This window comes from Sorangium sp. So ce302, from assembly GCF_051530145.1.
GTDB lineage: Bacteria > Myxococcota_A > Polyangia > Polyangiales > Polyangiaceae > Sorangium > Sorangium cellulosum_B.
This window is the reverse complement of sequence record NZ_CP150326.1, coordinates 1,394,106-1,418,570: the sequence shown is the minus strand read 5'-3', so window position 1 is coordinate 1,418,570 and position 24,465 is coordinate 1,394,106. Positions and strand designations below refer to the sequence as shown.

General features: G+C 69.7%; 18 protein-coding genes. 12 read left to right on the top strand and 6 right to left on the bottom strand.

Going from position 1 to position 24,465, the window contains the following annotated elements; translation table 11 throughout:
• Nucleotides 1-146 precede the first annotated feature (146 nt).
• From WME73_RS05390 to WME73_RS05375, 4 genes are all read left to right on the top strand, one after another.
• Entirely contained in the window at nt 147-830 is a 684-nt protein-coding gene (locus WME73_RS05390; RefSeq protein ID WP_437914966.1) for a hypothetical protein, read from the top strand.
• A gap of 190 nt (nt 831-1,020) precedes the next feature.
• Nucleotides 1,021-2,724, top strand: a complete 1,704-nt coding sequence (locus tag WME73_RS05385) for a DNRLRE domain-containing protein (RefSeq protein ID WP_437914965.1) — start codon at nt 1,021-1,023, stop codon at nt 2,722-2,724.
• Between the two features lie 575 nt (nt 2,725-3,299).
• Nucleotides 3,300-4,514, top strand: coding sequence for an aldose epimerase family protein (locus WME73_RS05380; protein WP_437744445.1), 1,215 nt, complete (start codon nt 3,300-3,302; stop codon nt 4,512-4,514).
• A gap of 156 nt (nt 4,515-4,670) precedes the next feature.
• Entirely contained in the window at nt 4,671-5,870 is a 1,200-nt protein-coding gene (locus WME73_RS05375) for an alpha/beta hydrolase (protein ID WP_437914964.1), read from the top strand.
• A gap of 345 nt (nt 5,871-6,215) precedes the next feature.
• Here the strand turns inward: WME73_RS05375 and WME73_RS05370 are convergent, their stop codons facing one another.
• Complete coding sequence (locus tag WME73_RS05370) at nt 6,216-7,850, bottom strand: glycoside hydrolase family 30 protein (protein ID WP_437744443.1); 1,635 nt, start codon at nt 7,848-7,850, stop codon at nt 6,216-6,218.
• Between the two features lie 607 nt (nt 7,851-8,457).
• Here WME73_RS05370 and WME73_RS05365 point away from each other — a divergent pair.
• The 3 genes from WME73_RS05365 (at nt 8,458) to WME73_RS05355 (ending at nt 12,024) form a co-directional block, all read left to right on the top strand.
• On the top strand, nt 8,458-9,324 hold the full coding sequence (locus WME73_RS05365; RefSeq protein WP_437914963.1) for a glycoside hydrolase family 11 protein: 867 nt from the start codon (nt 8,458-8,460) through the stop codon (nt 9,322-9,324).
• 319 nt (nt 9,325-9,643) lie between these two features.
• On the top strand, nt 9,644-11,197 hold the full coding sequence (locus WME73_RS05360; protein WP_437914962.1) for a DUF5924 family protein: 1,554 nt from the start codon (nt 9,644-9,646) through the stop codon (nt 11,195-11,197).
• Entirely contained in the window at nt 11,194-12,024 is an 831-nt protein-coding gene (locus WME73_RS05355; protein WP_437914961.1) for a hypothetical protein, read from the top strand. Before WME73_RS05360 ends, WME73_RS05355 begins: the two co-directional genes overlap by 4 nt.
• A gap of 15 nt (nt 12,025-12,039) precedes the next feature.
• Here the strand turns inward: WME73_RS05355 and WME73_RS05350 are convergent, their stop codons facing one another.
• The 4 genes from WME73_RS05350 to WME73_RS05335 form a co-directional block, all read right to left on the bottom strand.
• The gene (locus WME73_RS05350) at nt 12,040-13,998 is read right to left on the bottom strand and encodes a sensor histidine kinase (RefSeq protein WP_437744439.1); all 1,959 of its coding nucleotides are present in this window, start codon (nt 13,996-13,998) and stop codon (nt 12,040-12,042) included.
• Between the two features lie 139 nt (nt 13,999-14,137).
• The gene (locus WME73_RS05345; protein WP_437744438.1) at nt 14,138-15,301 is read right to left on the bottom strand and encodes a formimidoylglutamate deiminase; all 1,164 of its coding nucleotides are present in this window, start codon (nt 15,299-15,301) and stop codon (nt 14,138-14,140) included.
• A gap of 171 nt (nt 15,302-15,472) precedes the next feature.
• On the bottom strand, nt 15,473-16,111 hold the full coding sequence (locus WME73_RS05340; protein ID WP_437914960.1) for a hypothetical protein: 639 nt from the start codon (nt 16,109-16,111) through the stop codon (nt 15,473-15,475).
• A 180-nt stretch (nt 16,112-16,291) separates the two neighbouring features.
• A complete protein-coding gene (locus WME73_RS05335; protein ID WP_437917351.1) occupies nt 16,292-17,314 on the bottom strand; it encodes a YegS/Rv2252/BmrU family lipid kinase in 1,023 nt (340 codons plus the stop codon).
• Between the two features lie 157 nt (nt 17,315-17,471).
• Here WME73_RS05335 and WME73_RS05330 point away from each other — a divergent pair, with 157 nt between their 5' ends.
• Nucleotides 17,472-20,552 (top strand): PEP/pyruvate-binding domain-containing protein, encoded by a 3,081-nt coding sequence (locus WME73_RS05330; RefSeq protein WP_437914959.1) that lies wholly within the window; start codon nt 17,472-17,474, stop codon nt 20,550-20,552.
• A gap of 212 nt (nt 20,553-20,764) precedes the next feature.
• Nucleotides 20,765-21,277: a DUF1993 domain-containing protein gene (locus tag WME73_RS05325; protein ID WP_437914958.1), complete on the top strand. Its 513-nt coding sequence runs from the start codon at nt 20,765-20,767 to the stop codon at nt 21,275-21,277.
• Between the two features lie 40 nt (nt 21,278-21,317).
• On the opposite strand, the gene WME73_RS05320 is transcribed toward WME73_RS05325, so the two are convergent.
• Nucleotides 21,318-21,908 carry a Uma2 family endonuclease gene (locus tag WME73_RS05320; protein ID WP_437914957.1) on the bottom strand — a complete coding sequence of 197 codons (591 nt, stop codon included), beginning with the start codon at nt 21,906-21,908 and terminating at the stop codon, nt 21,318-21,320.
• A gap of 323 nt (nt 21,909-22,231) precedes the next feature.
• On the opposite strand from WME73_RS05320, the gene WME73_RS05315 reads away from it, so the two are divergent.
• From WME73_RS05315 to WME73_RS05305, 3 genes are all read left to right on the top strand, one after another.
• On the top strand, nt 22,232-22,414 hold the full coding sequence (locus tag WME73_RS05315) for a hypothetical protein (RefSeq protein WP_437914956.1): 183 nt from the start codon (nt 22,232-22,234) through the stop codon (nt 22,412-22,414).
• Between the two features lie 205 nt (nt 22,415-22,619).
• A complete protein-coding gene (locus tag WME73_RS05310) occupies nt 22,620-23,870 on the top strand; it encodes an AAA family ATPase (protein WP_437914955.1) in 1,251 nt (416 codons plus the stop codon).
• Nucleotides 23,867-24,436: a hypothetical protein gene (locus WME73_RS05305; protein ID WP_437914954.1), complete on the top strand. Its 570-nt coding sequence runs from the start codon at nt 23,867-23,869 to the stop codon at nt 24,434-24,436. Before WME73_RS05310 ends, WME73_RS05305 begins: the two co-directional genes overlap by 4 nt.
• Nucleotides 24,437-24,465 lie beyond the last annotated feature (29 nt).

The following is a 24,465-nucleotide window of genomic DNA, read 5'->3' as shown; positions in this document are numbered from 1 at the left end:
CCGGGCGGATCCGACGACCGAGCGCCGCGCCCTCGCCGACACAGACTTGTTGCACACTGGCCCGTCCAGCTCCTTTACGTTCCCGCCCGCCGAACGACACGGGCCATCCAGGATCGTCCGATGGCCACGTGAGAGGAGGGAGCGGCATGGATCTTCCAACGTGCATGGCCGTGCGACGTGCGGTGAGGCATCGCGCGGTGCGACGGGGCACCAGCGCGACGACGAGCGTGGGGCTCGGGGCGTTCGGCGCGCTCGTGGCGCTCGTCGCGGCGTGCGGGGACGGCGGCGACGACGGAACGGGCGCGGCCCGAGGGCCCTGCGGCGGCGCGTTCTGCGCCGCGGATCAGTACTGCAACTACCCGCCAGGCGACTGCGGAGAGGGCGGCGTCGTCCCGGGAAATTACGGTATCTGCCAGGAGCGGCCCACGGCGTGCGACACCGCCACGCCGCGCGAGGTCTGCGCCTGCGACGGGCGCCCCTATGCCAACGCCTGTGAGGCCGCGCGGGCCGGCGTGAGCGTCGGCAACGGCGAGGAGTGCGCGGGCGCAGCGCCGCCGGGGACGTTCGCCTGCGGAAGCTACTTCTGCCGATCGGACAGCGAGTACTGCCAGACCATCGAGGATCAACACGACGAGCTGTTCCGGCTGCCGCCGCAGAGCTCCTGCAAAGCGGTCGCCGTCGCCTGCGCGCCGGAGCCCTCCTGCGCCTGCCTGATCGATGTGGTCAAGCCGGCTGGCAGCAGCGACAAAAGGGAGTGCACCACCGCACCGACCTGCACGCAGGACGCATCAGGCAATTTCGCCCTCCGGTGCGCCGGCGATCTCTACTGAGCTGCCATCGCGAGCAACTGGCTCTGCTGAGCCTGCGAGGCGCGGCGCCAGGCAAACGCTCAGTCGAGCGTACCAAGATGGAACACGATCTTCATGGAATTGTATCCAATAACGGAACAACACTTCCATTAACCTGCCCGTGCCTCGCTCACACCTACGTTCGAGATCAGGAGAAAGGGTAGACAGACTCATGCAGAATTCGCGCACGCGAGAGGACGCAGGCACACACGACCACCGAGAGACGAGCTGGTCGAGACGATCGAAGGGCGCCCTCTGCGCCGCCCTGCCGGCGCTCGCGGTCATCCATGCCTGCGGCGCAAATGACGAGTACATCGAGGAGGTCCTGGAGACGCGGCAGACGCTGACCACGGTCTCCTTCCAGCAGGGGTCGCTCCCGAGCTCGTCGTACGCCGGCTCGACCGACGCGACCCTCCGGCAGGCCGCCGCCACCACGAACTACGGCGGAGCCACCACGTGCGAGGCCGACGGCGACGACGGCTCGGGCGTGGACAAATCTTGCCTGCTGAAATGGACCCTCTCCGGCATCCCCGCGGGGAGCATCGTCCAGTCGGCGTCAATCACCCTCCAGGTGACGGACGGCTCCGCGAACACGTACAGCGTCTACGAGGTGAAGCGCTCGTGGAGCGAGTCGCAGGTCACCTGGAACAACGCGACGTCCACGACGGCGTGGGCCACCGCGGGCGCGATGGGCTCGACCGATCGCGGAAGCCTCGTGGGCAGCGTCACCGGCAGCGCCGGCGCCAGGACGATCACGCTGAACGCGGCCGGCGTGGCGCTCGTCCAGGCGTGGATCGACGGGACCTCCAACGACGGCCTCCTCATCGCGAGCGCGTCGAACACCGATGGCATCGACTTCGCGTCCTCGGAGCACGCCACCGTGGCGCAGCGGCCCAAGCTCACCATCACGTATGGCTCGCCCGGCGGCGGCGCGGGCACGCCGACCGATCCGGATCTCCTGATCGCCTTCATCGGCGACCAGGGCGCGAACGGCAACTCGGACGCGGTGCTCAACCTGATCAAGAACGAGGGCGCCGCGGCCACCATCCACAACGGTGACTTCGACTATGCGAACAACCCGACCGCGTGGGACAACCGGATCAACGGCATCCTCGGCGCGAACTATCCTTATTTCGCGATCATCGGCAACCACGACGCCGCGGCCTGGGGCGGCACGAGCGGCTACGCCAGCAAGATCCAGGCTCGCCACGCGGCCGTGCCGTCGATGAACTGTACCGGCGAGCTCGGCGTCAAGTCGACGTGCAACTTCCGCGGGCTGCACATCATCCAGTCCTGCATCGGGACGAGCGAGCTCCGCTCGACCTGCGCCGCCAACGCGGCCGACCAGGTGGACTTCATCCGCGACTCGCTCGCCGCCGACAGCTCGATCTGGTCCATCTGCAACTGGCACAAGAACCAGAACGACATGCAGGTCGGCACCAAGGGCAACGAGGTCGGCTGGAGCGCGTACCAGGAGTGCATGAACGCCGGCGCCATCGTCTCGACCGGCCACGAGCACTCCTACTCGCGCACGCTGACCCTGACCGACGTCGGCAACGCCGCGACCGGCCACGGCAAGACCGGCGCCTACGACCTCGTGGAGCTCGGCCCGAGCCGCAACTTCGTGTTCGTCTCCGGCCTCGCCGGCGTCGGCATCCGCGACTACGACGCGGCCAGCCACGACGACGACACGTGGTGGGCCTCCTACTACGCCAGCAACAAGTGGAAGAAGAACAACGTGGTCATGTCGGGCACCGCCGCCTATGGCGCCCTGTTCATCCGCTTCCACGTCGGCGGGGATCCGAAGCGCGCGACGGCGTACTTCAAGGACGTGAACGGCCGCCTCGCGGACGAGTTCACGATCCAGGTCCAGTAAACCCGGGCGGCCCCGGCGAACCTGCGGGATCCGCACGTTCCGCCAGGGAACAGCCTTCTACTAACACGACCGAGAATCCCACGGCGTTGTTCCTGGCCACGTGGTAGGTGAGATCGACATTGTGCTCGTTCACATTTTTGATGTCAACGATGCTCTGTCAGTCCGCGGCCAAGCTCGACATCGGATGGCTGGCAAGTCTCCTCCGGAGCGGCGCGTCAAGAGGGCGGGCGCAGGGCCACGGTATTGTTCGACGTGGATTCCAATTTCGGGATCGAGGCTCGCCTCGCGCCAGTTCATTTGAGTTGACATGCAGAATGTGAACGTTCACAATTTCGTCTCAGGGTGTCGTTTCGCTTTGTCCCGGGTAGCCGTCGTGCGCACCGGACTCTTGGTCCTTTGTACCGGGATCGATCTCTGCGCCGGCTCCGCTCGGGTGTCGTGAACGCAAGCCATGGCGAGATCGCGGGGGCTCGCCCGCGCTGGGCTCGCTCAGGTGGAGCCGATCCAGGTGAGACAATCGTGGCGGAGGGAACAGCATGGCGATGGGTAGGACGAGATCGTGGTTCGGATTGACGATGACGGCGTGCCTCGCCGGCGCGTGCGGCGGCGCGCAGACCGTCGACACGCCCCCTGCGGCAGCGCCGCCTGCGCCGGCGGCGGCCCCCGCGGCGGACGCCGCTCCAGCGGCCCCGGCCGCCAGATCCGAGCCACCTGGTGGTGAAGCCGTGAACGCAAAGCCCGCTTCCGTCTCCAAGGCGCCTTTCGGCAACGCCGATGGCAAAGAGGTGATCCTCTACACGCTCACGAACGCGAACGGCCTGGTCGCGAAGGTGATGACCTACGGCGCGACGGTGACCGAGCTCCACGTCCCCGACAAGACAGGGAAGATGGGCGACATCGTCCTCGGCCACGACAACCTCGACGGGTACCTGAAGAGCAGCCCGTACTTCGGGTCGACGGTCGGCCGCGTGGCCAATCGCATCAAGAACGCGCAGTTCCAGCTCGATGGCAAGACCTACAAGCTCTCCGCGAACAACGGCGCCCACACGCTGCACGGCGGCAAGAAAGGCTGGGACAAGGTCGTCTGGGACGCGGAAGCGACCGAGACGCCGGACGGCCCCTCCATCAAGCTCACGTACGTATCGAAGGACGGGGAAGAAGGATACCCCGGCACGGTCAACGCGACCACGACCTACACGCTCACCAACAAGAACGAGCTCAGGGTCGAGATGTCGGCGACGACCGACAAGACAACGATCGTCAACATGGCCCACCACGGCTACTGGAACCTGGGAGGGCACGGCTCGGGCTCCGTCGCCGACCAGGAGCTGACGCTGCACGCCGACAGCTACACCCCGCCGGACGCCACCGACATCCCCTCGGGCCAGATCAAGCCGGTGAAGGGGACGCCGCTCGATTTCACCACCGCCAAGCCGATCGGCAGGGACCTGAAAGCCATGGGCGGCAAGCCGGTCGGATACGACCACAACCTCGTCATCAGCGGCGACCCGCACAAGCTCCGCGAGGCGGCTCGGGTCAAGGATCCGAAGACCGGTCGGGTGCTGACGATCGAGGCCGATCAGCCGGGGATCCAGTTCTATACGGGCAACTACCTCGACGGATCGATCAAGGGCAAGGGCGGCGCGGTTTACGAGCAGTACAGCGGCCTGTGCCTCGAGCCGCAGAAGTTCCCGAACTCGATCAACGTCCCGGCCTGGAAGAACGAGGTCATCCTCAAGCCCGGCCAGCGCTACGCGCAGACGGCCGTCTTCCGGTTCACCACCGAGTAGCTCGCCGACGGTCACCCGCGCTGCCTCGCAACGCCTGCGCGCTCACGCGAACGTCACGATCGGCTTCACGTCCGCCGACCGGCGCGCGAGCGCCACGGCCCGACGTCCGTGCCGCACACGCCGATGGCGGGCGGCAACCCAATCTCAGGAGGATCCATGACCCGCTCGATCCCATGCAGTATCTCGCTCCTTGTCGCGCTTTCAATCGCTGCTTGCGGGTCCGACGACGCCGCCGACGGCTCGGGCGGCAGCGGAGGAAAAGGAAGCAGCAGCGCTTCGAGCAGCAGCAGCAGCAGCAGTTCTTCGAGCAGCAGCAGCAGCCCTTCGAGCAGCAGCAGCACCTCGGGCGCGGGCGGCACGGACGACCCGAACCCGAGCGGCGGGGGAGGACAGGGCGGGACGGTCGATCCGGTCGGCACCGAAGGCGACGGCGATTTCGAGATCGGGCCTAACTACCAGGACGCCCCGGAGATCAAGAGGATCGACGGCGTTCCCCGGGGGCGGACGTTCACGTTCTCCCTCTCGTCCCGGGAGAGCGAAATCTTCACCGGCCACGATCCGACCTTGAACGACAACGCCAAGGGGGATTTCAACCGCCGCGTGGAGGTCGCGATCCCCGCGACGTACGTCGACGGCGCGGAGGCGCCGTTCATGGTCGTCCAGGACGCGACCAACAGGGACGAGATCATCAACACGATCAACAACTTCGTCGCGGATCCGAGCAACCGTTTCCCGAGCGTCATCGCGATCTTCGCCGCGAACGGAGGGGGCGACTCGTACGGCAGCGAGCGGGGGCTCGAATACGACACCATGTCGGACGCCTATCAGAGGTTCGTGGATACGGAGCTCCTTGAGGCGGTCAAGAACGACCAAGCCGTCCACGCCGCGTACCCCAACCTGAAGTTCACGAGCAACCCGGACGGCCGCGCCACGTACGGATGCAGCTCGGGCGGGGCGGCGGCGCTGACCATGGGCTGGTTCGGCCACGACACCTACCGCAAGATCGTCACCTACTCCGGCACGTTCGTCGACCAGCAGAACCCCCGCGCGCCCACCGAGGCCGAGTATCCCGACGGCGCCTGGGAGTACACGGAGGGGCTCATCCGGGATAACCCGGTCAAGCCGTTGCGCGTCTTCCTGCAGGTCGGCGAGAACGACCTCGGCAGCACCAGGGATGAAGCCAGCCACCACAACTGGGTGATGGCGAACCAGCGCGTGGCGGCGATCCTCAAGGAGAAGGGGTATCATTACCGCTTCGTCTACGCGAAGGGCGCCAGCCACTGCGACGGGAGGGTGCTCAAGCAGACGCTCCCCGACACGCTGCGCTGGATGTGGCGGGGCTATCCGGTCGATTGACGGTACGGACCGGTGGCCTGGGGAACGGTTCAGACCGGCAGCCTTGGCGACCTAGAGCGGTTCCCACCCGCCCCTGGTACGAGCGGCGCAGAGCGGCGGTCACCCGCACAGGAGACGGGTCCAGATCGGCGTTTTCGGCGCGGAAGCGCACTCCGGTGCGCTGAGCACCGAAAACGTCGAGATGGGCCCCGCCGCCTCCAGCTCCACCGGTGAGGCGCGGCGCATCGGCCTCTGCCGCGGGGCCTCGCTCGCTGCAGCCCATGAGCGCCCCGCACAACGCGCCGACGCACAGGGTCGTGAAGCGAACGGTCCGACGCTCGATCATGGATGTCGCTCCAGGGGAAATCAGGGCATCGGGATGACGAAGGTGGTGACGGAAAAGGCCGGGACCGTGACCACCAGGCGATAGTCTTCGATCGCCATGTCGGGGAGCCGATCGAGGTCCTCCGTGCGCGAGGTGCGGTGCACCTCCGCGGCGGGACCGACCGTGGGGAGCCGGGTGAGATCGAGCGTGTAGCCGCGGCTCGCGTTGCGATCACCGTTGCGGACCACGAGCGAGAGAGAGCCCCCGTCGGCGCTGACCGCGGCCACCATGTCCTCGCTATCGACGTCGACGAAGCGCGCGCCGGGCCGGATGTAGCGGCTGAAGCCGGCATGCATGTAGAAGCGCTTGATGGGAGCGAAGGACTGCTCGCGGTCGTTCAGCGTGAAGCTCGCCCAGCTGCGCGACGGATCGCCCGACTGCCAGTCCACCCAGGCCTCCGGCTTCAGCTCGCGCAGATCGTCGATGATGCGCTCCGCCATGAACAGCGCCGCGTCCGTGTCGTCGCTGATGCTCTGCCCGAGCGGCCCCGATTCCGATTGCCACAGCCGCTTGCCGAGCCTGGTCGCGAGCTGCCGGAGCTCGCTGCGCTGGCTGCCCGCGTAGGAGTGGACGTTGAGCTGCTGAAAGGCGGCGAGCGTCCCCGCGCCGAAGGCGCCGATGTTCCGGACGGCGTCATCCATGCTGTTCTCGTCCGACGCGCTGACCACCGTCTCGCCGAGGCCCTTGCTGGTCAGCTGCCTGGCCACCTCCTGGATGATCTTCTCCTGGCTCGCCCGGTCGAAGTGGCATCCTTCCTGGGAGCCGTTCGATTTCCACCAGTCGGCAAAAGGCTCGTTCAGCGGCTCCAGCGTGCGAAAGGTGATCCCGTGCTCGTCCCTGTAGTGACGGACGACCTCCGTGAGGTAGTGGGCGAAGTCGTCGTAATGGTCCGCTTTGAGGTTGTCTTTGCCGTTGCTGCTGCCCGAGGCGCAACCGCTGTTCGTCATCCAGTAGGGGGGAGAGTTGGAGAACGCCTCGAAGATCAGATCCGCTCCGCGCTCCGCGATGCGCAGGAGGATGGCGCGCTGCCTGGCGTCGTTCGCCCACGTGAAGGTCCCGTCGGCGCTCTGGAATCCAGGCATCTCGCGGTGCTCCTTCATGTGCTCGTGGGACGGGTTCTCCCCGCCGCCGATGTTGTAGCGGAACACGTTGTAGCCGAGGCCATTCACCGGATCGACGACCGCTTCGACCACGGCGTTGCGCTTGGCTTCCTGCCATCCGCCCACGTGATCGGCCCACCAGCACAAGCTCGTGCCCCAGCCCTCGAAGGATTGGTGCATCACGTTCGTGTCGACCCGGACGAGCTCCGTGCCCGGAGCGGCCGTCACCGTGGGGCGAGGCTCGCTCGGTGAGCCCCCGCTCGCGCCCGACGAGCCGCCGCTGGTCGAAGCCGCGCTCGCCGCCCCTGCCCCACCGGAGCCCGCCGGCGCCCCGCCCGAGCCCGCCGGCGCCCCGCCCGAGCCCGCCGCTCCTCCTGCTCCGGTCGAGGGCGCGCCGCCGCTTCCACCGCTCGACCCGGCCTCGTCCGAGGGAGCCGCCGAATCACGACCGCAGCCCGATACGAGGACCAGGGTGATCGCGAGGAGGGACGAGGTTCTCGAGGTCCTGGTCATCATGGGGCCGTCCCCGAGCACCGGCGCCTCCCGGTCGCTCCACGGTGAGAGGTCTCAACAGCTCTCAGGTGGTCGATGCCCTGTCCGGCCGGACAGGGCGCCGAACAGGCAGCGTCTTCCCGAGAACGGCAACAGTAGAGCATGACGGCGCGGAGCGTGGAAGATGGGACCCGAGCCGTTCCCACATTCCCGCCCTCATGTAGTTCTCTTGCGCTGTTTCACGCGACTCGGCGCGTCAGGGAGCCAGCGCGTCAGGGAGCCAGGGTGACGGGGGGAGACGCTTGCCTCGGCGGCTGTTGGCAAACCCACGGTACCGGGGGCGGTCGTGCGACCTCGTCCGCTGCTCGGCCGGGTCGAGCCTGAGGCGGGCCGTGGACCAGCGGCTGGAATGGCTCTACGGGCCGTTGTCGCCACCGAGCCCAGATGCTAGCCATGATCACGAGATCGGCTACAGGGAATTGACTCATTTCGCCAAGGAGGATCTGTGAATTTAACTTTGTTAAAACATTTTACTATCGCCCTGGGATTCATCGCTGTGGGGTGCGCGGGGCCGGACGATTCCTCTGCAGAAGACACCGGGGCGGGTGGCAGCTCGTCCGGGACGGGCGGCGTGACCTCGGGCAGCGCCGGCACCACCGGCAGCACCGCGGGCCCGGGCGGCGTGACCTCGGGCAGCACCGGCACCACCGGCAGCACGGCGGGCCCGGGCGGGTCGACCACGAGCGGGACCGGGGGCTCGGACGGGTCCGGGGGTGCGGGCAGCACGACAACGAGCAGCTCGACCGCGGGCAGCACGACAACGAGCAGCTCGACAACGAGCAGCTCCACCGCGAGCAGCACGAGCGCGAGCACCACGGCCTCGACGGGGACCGGCACGCCCACCCGGTGCACGGAAGCCGACCTGGAGGTCTGCAGCGACAGGACAGGCACCCATTGCGGGCTCACCTTCGAATACTGGAAGGACCGAGGAGACGGGTGCCTGCTCAACACGGCGGATGGCTTCAGCGTGAACTGGAGCAACATCAACAACCTGCTGGGCCGTAAAGGCGTGAGGCCGGGCGGGAAGAACAATGTCGTTACCTACGAGGCCGACTACCGGCCAAACGGCAATTCCTACCTGGGCGTCTACGGGTGGACGAGGAGCCCGCTCATCGAGTATTACATCATCGATAGCTGGGGCAACTGGCGTCCGCCGGGCGGAGAAGGGCACGTGGGCACCGTCTCCAGCGACGGAGGTACCTACGACATCTACAAGACCCAGCGAGTCAACCAACCTTCCATCGATGGCACGGCGACTTTCTATCAGTTCTGGAGCGTCCGGCAGCAGAAGCGCACGAGCGGAACCATCACTGTCGGCAACCACTTCGACGCGTGGGGGAAGCAGGGGCTGACCCTCGGGACCTTCTATGAGGTCTCGCTGGTCGTGGAAGGCTATCAAAGCAGCGGCAGCGCCGATGTGAAGGTCTCGATCGAGTGAGCGCCGAGCCCTGAGCATCGTTTCGGCCGACAGCCGTCCCTGAACGGAGCAACGACGGGCACCTGGAGCATCCCCTCGAATTTTTCGGGGGGAGAATTCACAGGGAGGCGGGGAGACGGGGAGTAAGATCCCGACGATCTCACCGTCTCCCTGTTCAGTTTCCCGGCAAGATGCCGACCCATGAGGGGGTTGTTCAGGACGACGCCACGCGCCCCGTCCAGGCGCTCGCCGCCCTGCGCGCCCCCGAGCGCCGGCCGCGCCGGCCCGCTCGTGCGGCGCTCGAAGGTGGACCGCCCGTCGGGTACGCTGCGGGCCGGACATGAAACAGCACGCGCCGCGCTCCCCTGACGCCCCGGCCCCCGGGGCCCACGCGAACGCGCCCTCGCTGCCGTCGCCGCCGCCTTCCAGCGCCACGGCGCCGGTCCACAAGACGCGCGTCCCGGAGGCCTTCGGAGAGGCGCCCACGATCATGTACATGCCTGGCGACGAGCCCGATCGCTCGCCGGGCCACGCCCCTCCCCACGCGGCCGGACAGGCCCGGCCCCCGGCGACCGACGAGGCCACCCTGCGCATGCCGCCCAGGGCCGGCGCCCAGGCCGGGGACGAGGCCACCCTGCGCATGCCGCCCAGGGCCGGCGTTCAGGCCGGGGACGAGGCCACCCTGCGCATGCCGCCCAGGGCCAGCACCCCGGGCGGGGAGCACGACGACCGCACGCTCAAGATGCCCGAGCGGCCAGCGCGCGGCGCGGCAGCGGACGAGGACAACGCGCCCACCGTCAAGGCCGAGCCCAAGGCGTCCTACGTCGACCTGAACGCCGAGGACGAGGACAAGCCCGGGGACCTCCGATCGTCCGCCCGCGCCTTCCTCAAGCGCCACCACAAGAAGCTCTGGTGGCTGCACACCGCGTATGCGCTCAGCCTCGGCGCCTTCGTGGTGACCTTCGCGCAGAAGGGGTTCCAGCACGCGCGCTTCCTCGCGGTCACGGTCAGCGTCGCCTGGCTGCTCGTGCTCCTCTTCTTCCGGCTCTTCGGCACCGGCGCCCGCCAGGACTTCGCGACGGCGTGGCGCGGCGCCCGGCTGCGCTTCCTCGTGATGACCTATGTCCTGAAGAACCTCTATCAGGGCATGCTCTTCTTCCTCCTCCCGTTCTACTGGAAGAGCGCCAGCCTGGACGCGCCGAACCGGTGGTTCGTCCTCCTCCTCGCCGCCTGCGCGGTGCTCTCGACGCTCGATCTCGTCTTCGACCGCGTGCTCATGCGCTGGAAGACCCTCGCCTCGGTGTTCTACGGGGTGACGCTGTTCGCGTGCCTGAACCTCGTCATCCCCGCGCTCCTCCCCGACACCCGCACGCTGTACACGCTGCTCTCCGCCGCCCTCGTGTCCGTGCTCGGCTTCTGCACGCTGCACCTGCCGTTCGGGGCCCTCTGGAGCCGGATGGGCGCCGTGTTCCTCGTCGTCGCGACGGCCGCCGGGGTCGGGCTCGCCTACGGGACGCGCGAGCTCATCCCGCCCGTCCCGATGCACCTGTCCTCCGCGGCCGTGGGCCCCTCGGTGCTCCCGGACGGACGTCTCGCCATGTCCGTGAAATCACTTCATTTTTCTGTGATCCGCGAGCTCCGCGCGGTGACCGACGTGGTGGTGCCGGGCGGCGACGGCGATCGCCTGCTCCACGTCTGGCGGCGCGAGGGGCGCGAGGTCCTCCGCGCGCCCGAGGAGACGCTGCGGGTGCCCGGGCCGGAGGGCGCGGTGCGGCTCAAGTCGCAGCTCGTGGGCGGGAGCCTGCCGCGCCGCCTGGCAGGGCGCTGGACGGTGGATGTCGAGACCGAGGACGGCCAGCTCGTCGGCCGCACCTCGTTCGAGGTGACGGAATGAGCTGGCCGCTCCGGGGCGGAGGCGAGGCGAGCGCCGCGGAGCGCGCGCGCTGGGTCGACGCCGGCAACATCGCGAACGGGTTCCTCGTGTTCGGCAACGTCGTCACGGGCTTCATCGCGATCGGCAACGTCGCGCGCGGCTTCATCGCGATCGGCAACGTCGCCGTCGGCGTCGTCGCGATCGGCAACGTCGCCGTCGGCGTGGTCGGCGGGTTCGGCGCGACGATCGCCGTGGGCGCCTTCGCCGGCGCGGGCGTGCTCGCCCTGCCGGTGCTCGACGGGGTGGCGGGCGTGACCAGCCTGCTCGCCCTGAATCCATTCCTGTCGGTGCTCCCGATCGCCCTCTGGCTCCTCGCCGCGCGCGTCCTCCCGGGGGAGCGCGCGCCCCGGCTGGGCCCCGATCCCGAGCTCGCGTCGCTCTCGTCGGTGCTCCGCGGCGAGCGCTCCGAGGGCTGGGTCCGGGGGCGGGTCGAGCGCGCGGGGGACGGCGCGCTCCGCCTCACGCAGCGCGGCCGGGCCGTCGAGCTGCCCGCGACGCCGGAGGCGCTGCGCGCGGGCGCGGCGCTGCTCCCGGAGGGGCGCGGCGCGCGGCTCCTCGCCCTCGTGCGGGCGGAGGAGCACGTCCGCGGCGGCGAGGGCGGCTACCGCGCGGCGCAGGAGCGCGAGCGGGTCCTCACCGTCGCCGATCTGCTGGCGCCGCCGGCGTGGGTGCCGCCGTGGATCAACGGCGCCGAGGTGCAGTGGTGGCTCGCGCGCGCGTGGAACGTCGGGGCGGTCGTGGCGGTCCTCCTGAGGGCGGCGCAGCTCATCGCGGGCGCGATGGGATGAGCGCCCGCGACTCCCCTACTCCGTCTGTCCGTTGCGCCGTTCCGCCGCCGCCCTCCGCTCGCTCTCGGGCACCAGAGCGGCGTCGCCTCCCTCGATCTCCGGAGGCAGCGGCAGCCGGACGCGGAACGTCGTGCCCTGGCCTGGCTCGCTGTCGACCAGGATCTCTCCGCCGTGCGCCCATACGATCAACCGGCAGACGTAGAGCCCGACGCCGAGCCCGCTGTGCGCCTCCGGTGTCCACCGGAACGGCTCGAAGAGCCTGTCCCGCTGCTCCGGCGTGATGCCGACGCCGCGATCGTGCACGGAGATCACCGCAAAGCCGCCCTGCCGGACGACCGACAGCGTGATCGGCTGTCCAGCGCCGTGCCGCGACGCGTTCGACAGCAGGTTCGTGATGACCTGCTCGACGCGCGCGTCGTCCCAGTAGCCAAACACGGATCGATCGAGCTGGAGCTCCAGGGAACACCCGTCGGCCTCGAGCTGCTCTGTCACCTGCCGGGCGGTCCTGCGCACGATCTCGTTGATCTCCGTCCTCTCCAGGTTCAGCGCCGGCGGGCCGGTCGCGAAGCTCGCGACGACGAACATGTTGTTGATGACCTGCGTGATCCGGGCGAGCTCCCGCGAGGACACCTTCAAGAATCGGCTGATGTCCTTCGAGCCCAGCGTCGCCATGAGGGGCTGCGATCGCGATCGCAGCATGTGCTCGTACAGGAGCCGCAGGCTCGTCAGCGGCGTGCGCAGCTCGTGCGAGGCGAACCGCAGGAACTCCTCGCGGACGCGGATGGCGTCCTTGAGCTCCGCCTCCGCGCACTCCAGGCGACGGACGCGATCCTCGAGCTCCCTGCGCAGCTCCTTCTCGCGCCGCACGCCGGTGGCCAGGTCCTTCGCGCGCCGCTGCAGCAGGATCGTCAGGACGAGCGTGGCGAGCATCATCACGCCGCAGGCCGTGAGGACCACACGGCGCGTCACGACATACACGCCATAGGCATCGTCCTTGTCGATCTCGGTCGCGAGGCCGAGCTCGAGCTCCTGATCCCACAGCCACGAGCCGACGACCGGGACGCCGCGATAATCGCGGTATCCCTCGACGTCGACCCCGGCGATCCCCGCAACGGCGCTGGTCGCCATGCGCGTGAGCGGCTGCTCCATGCGAGGCAAGGGGCGCGCGGAGCCGTCCGGCGCTTCGCCCCCGGGGTCGCGTATCTCCACGTTGAGGCTCGTGCGCTCGCCGGCCGCCAGGAGGCCCATGTCGCGGAGGTTCTGGGCGAACCTGAGCTCCGTGACGGCACGACCGTGCCTGTCGAACGCGTAGGTCTCCCCTGACGCGCCGACCTGTCCGCGATGGGCGATCTGCGTCAGCTCCTTCCCGGGATCGATGCGGAAGGCGAGCGCCGCGATGATCTCCCCTTCCCCGACGACGGAGCGCACCGGCGCCGCGACCACGAGGACGGGGGTGACCCTTCCGATGACGGTAGACCGCATGGCGAAGGGAGTACCCATGACCGTCGAGCCGCGCAGGGCCGCGGCGATGGTGTCCGGGTCGTGGACGCTCAGCGTCCTGGTGGCGAGGAGCTCATCGCGATCCGAGGCGATGTGGGTGCCATCCAGCGCGATGACGTCGAAGCCGAGGCACTGTTCCCGCTCGACGACGTTCTCCAGCTCCAGCCGCAGATCCTGGAGGTACGGGCTATCGCGGAGCGAGCGTTCGCTGCGGCGCACCTCGACCTGGGCCGCGACCGCGCGCCGTATCCTCGGCTCGTTCGCCCAGAACCCCGCGGCGCCCTTCGCCTGCCGCGCCCAGGTCAAGAGCCCTTCGCGGGTCGTCGAGAGCACCGCCTGCAGGGTCGCCGCGATGTTCCTGCGATGGACGTCCTGGATCTCGTGGAGGCTCAGGAGCAAGACGACGCCGATCGGCAGCAGCGCCGCCAGGGGCATCCAGTCGAGCCATTCCTTCCTTCGCCGTTCGTTTCCCATGCATGATGCAGGCGAGACGCGGGGGAACGGCTCCTCACAAACCACGCCACCACCCCGTGTGAGCGCGCTTCACGCTCGCCCGCTCGGCCCGGGCCTGCCTCGATCCCCGGCGCCGAGGCGAGCCGGCGCCTCGCCTCGGTCAATGCGCAGGCGGGCCCGAGGGCGCGGGGCTCCCCTCCACGATCGAAGGGCTCCCGCTGTACACCACCGCGTCGAGCAGCCGCTCCTCCCGCACCATCGCGAGCGCCGGCGCGTCCCGGCGCACCGAGATGCTGCCGCCGGGATCCGCGAACCCGCACGCCTCCGCCCCCCGCTGCGAGCCGATCTCCCAGAGCGCCTCGGCGGGCGTCGCCCCGCCCTCGCCCCGCAGCGTCACGCGGCGGCCCGTCCGCAGCCGCTCGCCGAGCTCGACGCCGCGCATGTCCTCGAACGGATCGGTGATCACGTGGCTGTCGATCCCGACGCACAGCCGCGCGCCCGCCGCGCGCAGCGCGCCCACGTCGGGCAATCCGTCGCCGAGGTCGCGCTCGGTCGTCGGGCACAGGCACGCGAACGCCCTCGCCGCGCCGAGCAGCGCTGGCTCGTGCGGCGCGAGGTGCGTCGCGTGCACCGCCACGAAGCGCTCGCCGAGGACCCCGCGCTCGGCCAGGAGCTCCACCGGCCGCCGGCCCGTCTCGGCGAGGCACGCCTCGATCTCGGCCGGCTGCTCGGCCACGTGCATGTGCACCATGAGCCCGCGCTCCGCGGCGTACCGCGCGATCTCGCCGAGCCACGCCGGGGGCACGGCGCGCACGCTGTGGGGCGCCACGCCGACGCGCACGTCCTCGCAGCCCGCGTAGCGCGCCCGGAGCGCCTCGACGTCCGCGAGCGCCGCGTCGAGCGAGGCGTCCGAGAACCGCCGCTGCGCCCCCTCGGGCGCCCTGCCCGCGCCGGCGCGCGCGTAGACGACCCGGAGGAGCGCGATCCGGAGGCCCTCCTCGCGCGCGGCCTCGATCACCGCGTCCGCGAGGACCGTGCGATCCGCGTAGGGCGCGCCGCCCGGCTGGTGGTGCACGTAATGAAACTCGCCGACCGTGCGCACGCCCGCTGCGCGGAGCTCGCGATAAGCCACCTTCGAGATCGCATGAATGGACTCCGGCGTGAGCGACTCGGCGAGCGCGTACATGGCGCTGCGCCACGACCAGAAGTCGTCCGCCCCCGACGGCCCCGGCCGCTGCGCCTCACCGCGCATCCCGCGCTGGAAAGCATGCGAGTGGGCGCTCGCGAGCGCCGGCAGCTCGATGGCTCGCTCGGTCAGCCTCATGGCGCACGTCTATCACGTCCATCGCGTCCATCACGTTGGGACAGACGGGAAAAGGCGTGGGCAGGCCGCTCTGCCGGGGCGGCGCCGCGATCCAGAGCGGCCATCTGTACCGCGGCAGGGAGCGCAGCGGTCCGGGACGCGCGCCTTCCAGTCAATTCCCGTCAATTCCGGTCAATCATCGCTCGGCGTCAGGAGGAGCGGGAGGCAGCCGACGTTGAGCTTGCTGCAGGCCCCATCGAGCACGGCGGGGTCCTCGTCGGATTGCTCGTAAAACGCCATGGTGAGCGCGCTGCACGCGGGGAGCACATCGCGCGTGTACGCTCGCACCTCGGCGGCGCAGGCGTCGATCTCCGCGATCGTGGCCGTGCACTGCGTCGGTTGGCCGCAGGGCTTTGCGTCGACCTCCATGAGGGCCTGCTCTAAAAGCTGCTCTGCCTGGCTCGGGTCGGCCATGCACCCCTCGACCAGCTCGGAGCACTTCGCCTGCAGCTCGGCGTCGCTGGTCCCGGCGTCGTCCCCGTACGCCGCGCCGAGCACGCCCTGCATGAGGCAGACGTACTCGACGGTCACCTGCTCGGCGCTGCAGCGGCGATACCCCTTGCACGCCTGCTCGACCTCCGCGGGCGAGAGCTCGCTGACGAGCGCCGACGTGTCGAGTCCGGAGCAGGACGCGGCCCCGGAGCCCCCGCCTCCCGCCGAACCCGCCGAGTCGCCGGGCGTCGCCCCGTCGTCGTCTCCCCCGCAGCCCAGCCCCGAGAGGCCGCAAGCCAAGCACACCCCCACCACACAAGCCCAGAACGTCGTTCGCATTCCTCTGCGCTCCCGATGAAAGGTCAAGAATCGAGCCCTGCCGCGGCAGAACCACGTTTCCTTACGCCGGGCGGCTCCGGTTCCCCCCCTGACGAGGCCGTCACGATGCTGCTCGCCGCGACGCGACGCCGGATCGTGGTCGTCTGGGTCTTCCTCGGGCTTTCGCGGCCCGAGCGCGCCTCACGGCTTCGGCTCGACCTCGAGCTCTGGCAACCCCGCGAGCTTCACCTCGACCTCCGCGGCGGGCGGCGCTTCACGGGCCTCCTCGCGGCGGGGCGCCATGACCGTCAGGGCGCGCGGGAGGCACTCCACCACGAGCGGCGTCGTCCCGGCCTCCTCGCCGTCGATGAGCACGTTCTGGGGCGGATCGGTCGTGATGCAGACCCGCCGGGCGGCGAGGAAACCTATGTTGTCGCGCTCGGCCGGCTCGCCGTCGATCGCGGTCCTCAGGAGGTGCAGTCCGGTCGCGACCGCCTCCACCAGCGTCGTGGCCGACACGATGGTCAGGTCGAGCCGCCCGTCGTCGGGGGACAGGACGGGCGGCCCCTGCGCCAGCACCGTGCGCGGAGGCGCCATGTTCGCGACGGTCACCGCGACCGCACGGCAGTGGATCCGCTGATCCTCGGTCTCGATCTCGACCACGAACGGCTCGAGGCTCATCAGCTTTCTCAGCCCGGTGCGGATGTACGCGAACACACCCCAGCGCTGCTTCTCGTCCTGCGGGGTCTCGCCGACCGTGTCGGCGTGCAGCCCGACCGCCGAGAGCAGGATCATGGTCTTCCCGTTGGCGCGGGCGGCGTCGATGCGCGTCGGCTCACCGTGGACGAGCACGTCGATCGCCCCCTCCAGGTCGGCCGGGATTCCCAGGGAGTGCGCGATCGAGTTCGCCGTTCCCAGCGGCAGGACACCCAGGCACGCATCGGCCCCGAGGAGCGCGGACGCCACGCTGGAGATCGTCCCGTCGCCGCCCGCCGCGATCACCAGGGAGGCCCCTTCGCGGCGCGCTGCGTCGGCGCAGGCGGCGGCAGAGCGCTCCGCGCTCGTCTCGTAGACGCTCAGCGCAAACTCGCGCTGGAGCCGGGCAGGCAGCGACTCGACCGAATCGCCCGCGTGGCCGGCAGCAGGGTTGACGATCAGCGCCGCTCTCCGCTCGGTCATGGCGGCATCGTAGAACGCCGAACCGGTTGAAACCCCAAGAAAAATCGGCAGGGTGGCCGCGAGCAGACCCGCGCGAGCAGCCGCGCCGCGCCCGTACGGCTGTGCCTGCGTGCGCCACGCGCGCGACAGCGACGCCCCGCCGCGCAGCCCAGAGATGCCGCTGGCCGCACGATGGCACGGCAGTTGTACCGCGATGTTGTTCATGAGACTTCAGCGAATCGGTCGACCGGCTTGTCTTGCGCTCGCGCTCCTCGGCGCGGGGACGCTCGCCGCCTGCGGAGAGGACTCGTCAGGGGGCGCGGGTGGCAGCGGCGCCACCAGCAGCGGAGGCGCCACCGGCGGCGAAGGCGGCGCGGGCGGCGAAGGCGGAGGGGACGGCGGGAGCGCCGGAGGCGGCGCGTCATGGCCCGTCGACACCTACCCGATCGACATCACGCCATCGGAGGACTGGAAGAACCAGATCAGCTTCCCCTTCGAGCCCTTCGCCGCCTGGCCCGCGACCTTCCAGACGCCGGGCTGGGTGAAGTTCACCGTGCTGATGCACGACCCCACCAAGGTCTACTACCAGGACAGCAACAAGTTCCCGTTCCATGGCGAGTTCGCCACGGCGCGGCTCGACCCGTTCTTCGAGATGTCGCGGGACGAGTTCGACCAGGTCTCGCTGCACGAGGAGGGGCAGAAGGCCATCCTCGGCGCCGTGCTCTTCCCGCCGACCCCGGAGAGCGTGCCGGAGTACGGCATCCAGCTCGTCCGCCAGGAGGCTTACGACCCCGAGGTGGCGCGCGTCGTCCTGGAGCTCGTGAAGGACAGCGTCATCGCGCCCCAGGGGGCGCGGCCCTTCTATTTCCCGACGTACGAGCAAGCCGCGTCGGCCGCGGAGAACAGCGCGTTCTTCGAGGCGAGCGGCTTCCCGGTGAGCTCGGTCGAGCGGTGGCTGGACGGCGACGCGTGTTATGCGACGGGCTGGGCCGTGGGCCGGCTCCGCTATGTCCCGCCGGACGCGATCGACGCCGCCTACGCGAGCGGCGAGCTCCGGGCCGAGGACATCCTGCTCACCGACTCCATCCCTGCGGAGGTGCCGTATGTGGCGGGCATCGTCTCGCTGTCGCCCGCGACGCCGAACGCGCACACCGCCCTCCTCGCGACCTCGTTCGGCATCCCGTTCGTCTACCTCGGCGATCCGGGCGCCGCCGAGGCGGCAAAGGCGCTCGACGGCGAGGAGGTCGCGCTGCGGGCCTCGCTGCAATACGGGTCCATCTGCCGCGCCGTGCTCTTCGAGGCCGGAGGGATCGCGCCGGCGGACAGGGAGCAGCTGCTCGCGCTGAAGCGGCCCGGCGAGCTCGGGATCCAGCCCAAGGAGCCCCTCGGCGCCTACGCCGGATCCACCGAGGATCTCGGCCCCGCGGATATCGTGCATTTCGGGGGCAAGGCCGCGAACTATGGCCTGCTGCGGGACGCCATCCCGGAGAGCTCCGATGTCGCTGTCGCGCTGTCGTTCGATCTCTGGGACGATTTCCTCGATCAGGTCGTGCCCGGCGGCCGCACGCTGCGCGCCGAGATCGCGGAGCGCCTCGCGGGCCATAGCTACCCGCCCGACATGCTGGCGCTCAAGGCCGATCTCGCGGCGATCCGCGCGCGGATCACCGGGGAGACCGCCTTCTCGGCAGGGCAGCGGCAGGCGATCGAGGCGGCGCTCGAGGGCTTCACGCCCACGAAGAAGATCCGGTTCCGGAGCTCGACCAACGTGGAGGACAGCGCCGTCTTCACGGGCGCGGGCCTCTACGACAGCTACAGCGGCTGCCTGGCCGACGATCGGGACGCCGACCAGGAGGGGCCGAGCCTGTGCGACCCCGGCGAGGCCGGCGAGCGCGGCGTGTTCCGCGCGATCCGCAAGGTGTACGCGAGCTTCTACAACGACAACGCCTTCCTCGCCCGGCTCCTCCATGGCGTCGACGAGGCCGAGGTCGGGATGGGCGTCCTCGTCCATCACTCCTATCCTGACGACGACGAGATGGCGAACGGCGTCGCGACGCTCGAGCGGCGCGAGCTGGTCAATGACCAGATCCAGATCGTGACGCAACTCGGGGCGACGTCCGTCACCAACCCGGAAGGCGGAGCGCAGCCGGAGGTCGTGACCGCGAGCCTCTTCGACGAGGAAACCTCCGTTTACCTCCTGTCCGGCTCGACGCTCGTCCCGCTCGGCGGCCACGTGATGCAATGGGAGGACGATTACCACGCGCTCGCCGCGCTGCTCGGCCGCGTCGAGGCGCGGTTCAGCGAGGTGAACCCCGGCAGGAAATCGTTCCTGCTCGATTACGAGTTCAAGAAGATGAAGCCTGGAGACCTGGTCGTGAAGCAGGTGCGCGAGGTCGCGCTCCCGGACACGGCGCCGAGCCTCACGCCGTTCCTGCTCGACGAGCCCCGGGAGGTCTGCACCTTCCAGGGCGAGTTCGGCAACGTGTTCGCGAACCACCGGCTCAAGGTGCGCGCGAGGCTCTCGGCGAAGAGCGCGTTCCTCACGCCGGCGGCGCTCGCCGGCACGCTCTTCGAGGACGCGCGGCTCGATTACCTCTCCGGTGGATCGGTGACGACGCTCTCGGGGAGCCCTGCGGCGTGGCCGGCCGCGTCCCACGCGTATGCCGAGGAGACGGCCACGGACTCTTTCGTGGACGGCGCCGGGGCCTCGGAGATCACCTATGCTCTCGCCGCCTCCCCGGTGCCCGAGCTCCTGCCGCCGTCGCTGGGCCCGCTGGTCGCGCTGCGCGACGTCGGGATGATGCTGAGCGCCACCTACGCCACGCCCGTGCCGGCGCTCGAGTGGGACGGCACGCCGCTCGACGTGTCCTCGGAGGTGGTGCAGCTCGACGCCTGTCCCGCGGACGGCCCCCCGGTGGCGGGCGCGCTGCTCCAGGAGCGCTCGCTCTCGTGGGCGTCCGGCGTCACGGTGGAGACCTCGTTCTACTGGCCGCCGGCCCCCACGGGCCCCACGGCGGGGTACACGGCGCCGCTCCACAAGTGGGTGGAGACGCGCATCGAGGGGCTGACGAGCGCACCGATCGTGCTCAGGGGCTACCACGCGCAGACGTACCACCCGCAGCACCACAACTTCTCGGAGGATTTCATCTTCGAGCCCCGCCTCGAGCCCGGCCTGGATCCCGCGATCCTCGCCGAGCTGGAGCAGAAGGGCATCCGGCTGATCCACGTCCGGACGCCGGACGGCGGCGAGGGCGGCGCGAAGCTGTGGACCCTCGATCCAGCGGGCGTGTTCCACCGGGTCGACTGAGCGGCGCACGGGCGGCCTGCGGAGCCCCGGCGAGCCCGCCGCCTGAGGCTCCGCCGGGCTCGTCACTCCTCCTCGAAGCATACAGCCGAGCGCGACTGCCGCTTCAGACGGCCGCGCGACGTGAACCGGCGCCGGCGCGCGCGCGGAGTTGACGCGCGGAGGCCGCGGGTGGACCAGAGGCGCCGGCTGTTCCTGCTGACGAGGAGAAGATCATGAGCCTTTACGACAGCTCGTTCCCCCAGATGACTCGCATGCTCGGCCAGGTGCTGGTCTGGCTCGACAAGGCGGAGGCCTACGCACAGCAGAAGAAGTTCGATCCGGAGGTGCTCCTCACCGCGCGCCTCGCGCCCGATCAGTGGAACCTCAGGCGTCAGCTCCAGAACGTCATCGCCTGGCCCCTGAGGCTGAGCGCGCTGCTCACCGGCGGGGAGCCGCCGCAGCTCGAGACGGGCGACGAGACGCTCGCGGAGCTGCGCGCGCGCATCGGCAAGGCGATCGAGCAGGTGAAGGCGGTGAAGCCGGAGCAGCTGAAGGGCGCGGAAGACCGCACGATTCCGCTCTTCTTCCTGCCGGGCAAGGGCATGAAGGCCCCGGCGTTCGTGTTCGAGTTCGCGCTCCCCAACTTCTACTTCCACGCCACCACCGCGTACTCGATCCTGCGGCACAACGGGCTCGACGTCGGCAAGTCCGACTTCATCGGGTCGCTCGACCTCCGCGACCTGTGACCGCGGCCGCCCTCCCCCGCGGGGAGGCGGCGGGCGACCGTCAGTCGTCCTCGCGCTCGTCCCCGAAGAGCACGCCGACCTGAAGCTCGAGCGCATCGAACGGCTCGGCCCTGATGCGCTCGCCCCGCTCCGCGCGGAGCGCCACCAGGTACCCCTCCGAGGTCCACCGGTGCACGGTCAGCGTCTCCTCCCGGGGATCGACGATCCAGTAATGGGGGAGCTGACAGCGCTGGTAAACGCGCATCTTCTTGACCGTATCGTTGCGCGCGTTGCTCGGGGAGAGCACCTCACAGACCCAGTCGGGCCGGAGCCGGACAGGGCACCCGCTGGGCCGCTCCGGCGCGCGCTCGCGACGCCAGCCGACCACGTCAGGCCGGTACACCTGGTCCGGCATGAACTCGACCTCGATCTCCGTGGCGAACCACCATCCTCCGGGCCAGCGGCCCCCGGGGCGCCGCTGGAAGGGGATCTTCACGTGCGCGACGATGGCGGACTGCGCGTCGCCGTGCTCGAACGAAGGCACGGCCTTCTGCACGAGCTCGCCGTCGAGGATCTCGTGAAAGCGCTGCTCCTCGGGGATGGCCAGGAGATCCGCCACCGTGGCTGGGTGTGGCTTCTGTGCAGCGGGCACGCGTCGAGCATAGCGCCTCCGAGCGAGGTGTCGCGACGCTTCGCTCGGCCTTACCAGCTCGCTCCGCCTCCGCGACGTGGGACCGCGACGCGCTCTCTCGCCCGATCGGCGCCGGGCCTCGGTCCAGCGCGGCGCACGCTCAGCGCGCGCTCTCCCTCGGCTCCTGCTCGGCGAGCGCAACGAGCGTCTCCCGCGCGACCATCGCCGAGGACGCCGGGTTCTTCCCCGGTGACGAGCCGGCCATCCCGGACGGCGAACGGCTTCCACACCGGCCCTCGCTCGTAGCGCGCGCCCAGGGAGCGCAGCCGCGACTCCAGGCGCGGATGCTGGCGCTCGTGCTCGCGGGCGTCGGGATCGCGGTCCTGCCGAACTACTTCATCGCCGAGGCGGTCGCGGCGAAGCAGGTCGTCGTGGTGGGGCCGCGGCCGGGCAAGGGGCGCCGGGGCGCCCGGAACACGATCCACCTCGCCTGGGCGCAAGGGCGCGGCGCAGAGCGCGCGCTTTAGGGCCGTGCAGGCGGCGCTGCTGGAGGAGGGCTGAGCGCCGCGCGGGGCTCAACCGCCCGCGTCGCGGAGCGAGCTGGGCCCGGAGCGCGCGCCGTCCGTCCGCCGCCCGTCCAGAGTCCGCACGCTTCACCGGGCGCTGGCGCGCCGTCGAGCGATTCAGTGAAACGACGGGCAGCGAGGCAGCTACACTCCACGCCGAGAGCCCATGCTGACCTCGATCACGCTCGAGAACTTCAAGAGCTTCCGGAAGGCGGCGATCCCGCTGGGCCCCTTCACGCTGCTCGTCGGGACGAACGCCTCCGGCAAGAGCAACCTCCGCGATGCGTTCCGCTTTCTCCATGGCGTCGGCCGCGGCTACTCGCTGGCGGAGATCTTGGGAGAGAAGTACGGCGAGGGCGGCGAGCTTCAGTGGAAGGGTCTTCGAGGCGGCACAAAGGAGGTCGTCTTCGGAGGAGGAGCAGAGTTCTCGATCGGTGCAGAGCTCAAGGACATTGAGAACCAATACCATCACAAATATCGAATCTCCGTCGCCACCGGGCTCTCAAATGCTGCTCCCAGGGTCACACGCGAGGCCCTCTACGAGAGCACAGACATGAGCTTCGACTCACACCCCGCTGAGAACGCCCCTGCGCAGAAAGACAAAGAACACTTGCTCGTACGCCTCGCGCGAGGTGGTGAGGAATCCACCCTGTCAAGCTCGCCTGCGATAAGTTCGCCTGCGATCGCGCAGGTCAGGGATCCTCGTTACGTCCGGAGACAAGCAAAGAGGACGCTGCACACGCTACGCTCGATGCGCTTTTTGGATCTCTCACCGGACGCTGCGCGGCTCCCCTCGTTGCCAGGCCGACAGGTGCTCGGGGATCGCGGCGAAAACCTCTCGTCCGTGCTGCAAGCGATCTCCCAGGATCCGAAGCGAAGAGCCACGCTCCTCGAGTGGATCCGCGCCCTCACGCCGCTCGACGTGATGGATCTCGAATTTCCCCAGGATTTCGCCGGACGCGTCCTCGTGCACCTCGTGGAGCAGGGCGGGCGCAGGATCTCGGCCTACAGCGCGTCGGACGGCACGCTGCGCTTCCTCGCGATCCTCGCCGCTCTTCTCGACACCGACTCCGCTCACTTCTACTTCTTCGAGGAGATCGAGAACGGCATCCATCCGACGCGCCTTCACCTGCTCGTGCAGCTCATCGAGCAGCAGTGTCGCACCAGGGATGTCCAGGTCATCGCGACGACCCATTCGCCCCAGCTCCTCGGCTTCCTCACCCCCGAGTCCAGGGAGAGCGCCCTCCTCATCTACCGGCTTCGCGGCGCCGACGAGTCCAGCGTGCGCAAGGTGGTCGACCTCCCCGACCTGAGCCGGGTCCTCGAGACGCAGGACCTCGCTCGGCTCCACGCCTCAGGGTGGCTAGAAGACATGGTAGAGCTCATGGCAGACGACGCGGGCGAGGCCGCGCAGTGAGCTATCGCGTGCTCGTCATCCCCGAGGACTTTCGCAAGGACCAATACGTCCTCGAGCCCGTCATCACGAGGATGTTCGAGGTCATTGGCCGCAAAGCCAAGGTGATCGTCTGCCGCGATCCGCTCCTCGGCGGCGTCGACCAGGCGCTCCGGTGGGAACGCCTCCAGGAGATCCTCGTGCGCTACCAGGCGATGATCGAGTGCTTCCTGCTCATCGTCGACCGCGATGGCAAACCGGGGCGGCGCGAGGCACTCGATAGACTGGAGTCGCTGGCCAGCACCGCTCTTCCACTGGGAAAGCGCTTTTTGGCCGAGAACGCCTGGCAAGAGGTCGAGGTGTGGCTCCTCGCCGGACACGATCTGCCCTCCGAGTGGGCGTGGAAGGCAGTCCGCGCCCACGAAAACCCGAAGGAGCATTACTATCAACCCCTCGCCAAGAAGCGCGGCGTCCTCCAGGAGCCGGCGGAGGGGCGCGGGATCCTGGCCCGCGAGGCAGCCTCGCGGTACAGCCGCATTCGCTCCCTGTGCCCGGAGGTCGCGGACCTCGAGCGGCGCCTCGGCGCGTAGCACCCCGCCCCGCCCCTGCGCCCCGTGCA

Excerpts from the sequence above, each read along its gene's own strand:
- WME73_RS05390 (WP_437914966.1), top strand. The coding sequence starts at position 147 with ATGGATCTTCCAACGTGCATGGCCGTGCGACGTGCGGTGAGGCATCGC.
- WME73_RS05385 (WP_437914965.1), top strand. The coding sequence starts at position 1,021 with ATGCAGAATTCGCGCACGCGAGAGGACGCAGGCACACACGACCACCGA.
- WME73_RS05380 (WP_437744445.1), top strand. The coding sequence starts at position 3,300 with ATGACGGCGTGCCTCGCCGGCGCGTGCGGCGGCGCGCAGACCGTCGAC.
- WME73_RS05375 (WP_437914964.1), top strand. The coding sequence starts at position 4,671 with ATGACCCGCTCGATCCCATGCAGTATCTCGCTCCTTGTCGCGCTTTCA.
- WME73_RS05370 (WP_437744443.1), bottom strand. The coding sequence starts at position 7,850 with ATGATGACCAGGACCTCGAGAACCTCGTCCCTCCTCGCGATCACCCTG.
- WME73_RS05360 (WP_437914962.1), top strand. The coding sequence starts at position 9,644 with ATGAAACAGCACGCGCCGCGCTCCCCTGACGCCCCGGCCCCCGGGGCC.
- WME73_RS05355 (WP_437914961.1), top strand. The coding sequence starts at position 11,194 with ATGAGCTGGCCGCTCCGGGGCGGAGGCGAGGCGAGCGCCGCGGAGCGC.
- WME73_RS05350 (WP_437744439.1), bottom strand. The coding sequence starts at position 13,998 with ATGGGAAACGAACGGCGAAGGAAGGAATGGCTCGACTGGATGCCCCTG.
- WME73_RS05345 (WP_437744438.1), bottom strand. The coding sequence starts at position 15,301 with ATGAGGCTGACCGAGCGAGCCATCGAGCTGCCGGCGCTCGCGAGCGCC.
- WME73_RS05340 (WP_437914960.1), bottom strand. The coding sequence starts at position 16,111 with ATGCGAACGACGTTCTGGGCTTGTGTGGTGGGGGTGTGCTTGGCTTGC.
- WME73_RS05330 (WP_437914959.1), top strand. The coding sequence starts at position 17,472 with ATGAGACTTCAGCGAATCGGTCGACCGGCTTGTCTTGCGCTCGCGCTC.
- WME73_RS05325 (WP_437914958.1), top strand. The coding sequence starts at position 20,765 with ATGAGCCTTTACGACAGCTCGTTCCCCCAGATGACTCGCATGCTCGGC.
- WME73_RS05315 (WP_437914956.1), top strand. The coding sequence starts at position 22,232 with ATGCTGGCGCTCGTGCTCGCGGGCGTCGGGATCGCGGTCCTGCCGAAC.
- WME73_RS05310 (WP_437914955.1), top strand. The coding sequence starts at position 22,620 with ATGCTGACCTCGATCACGCTCGAGAACTTCAAGAGCTTCCGGAAGGCG.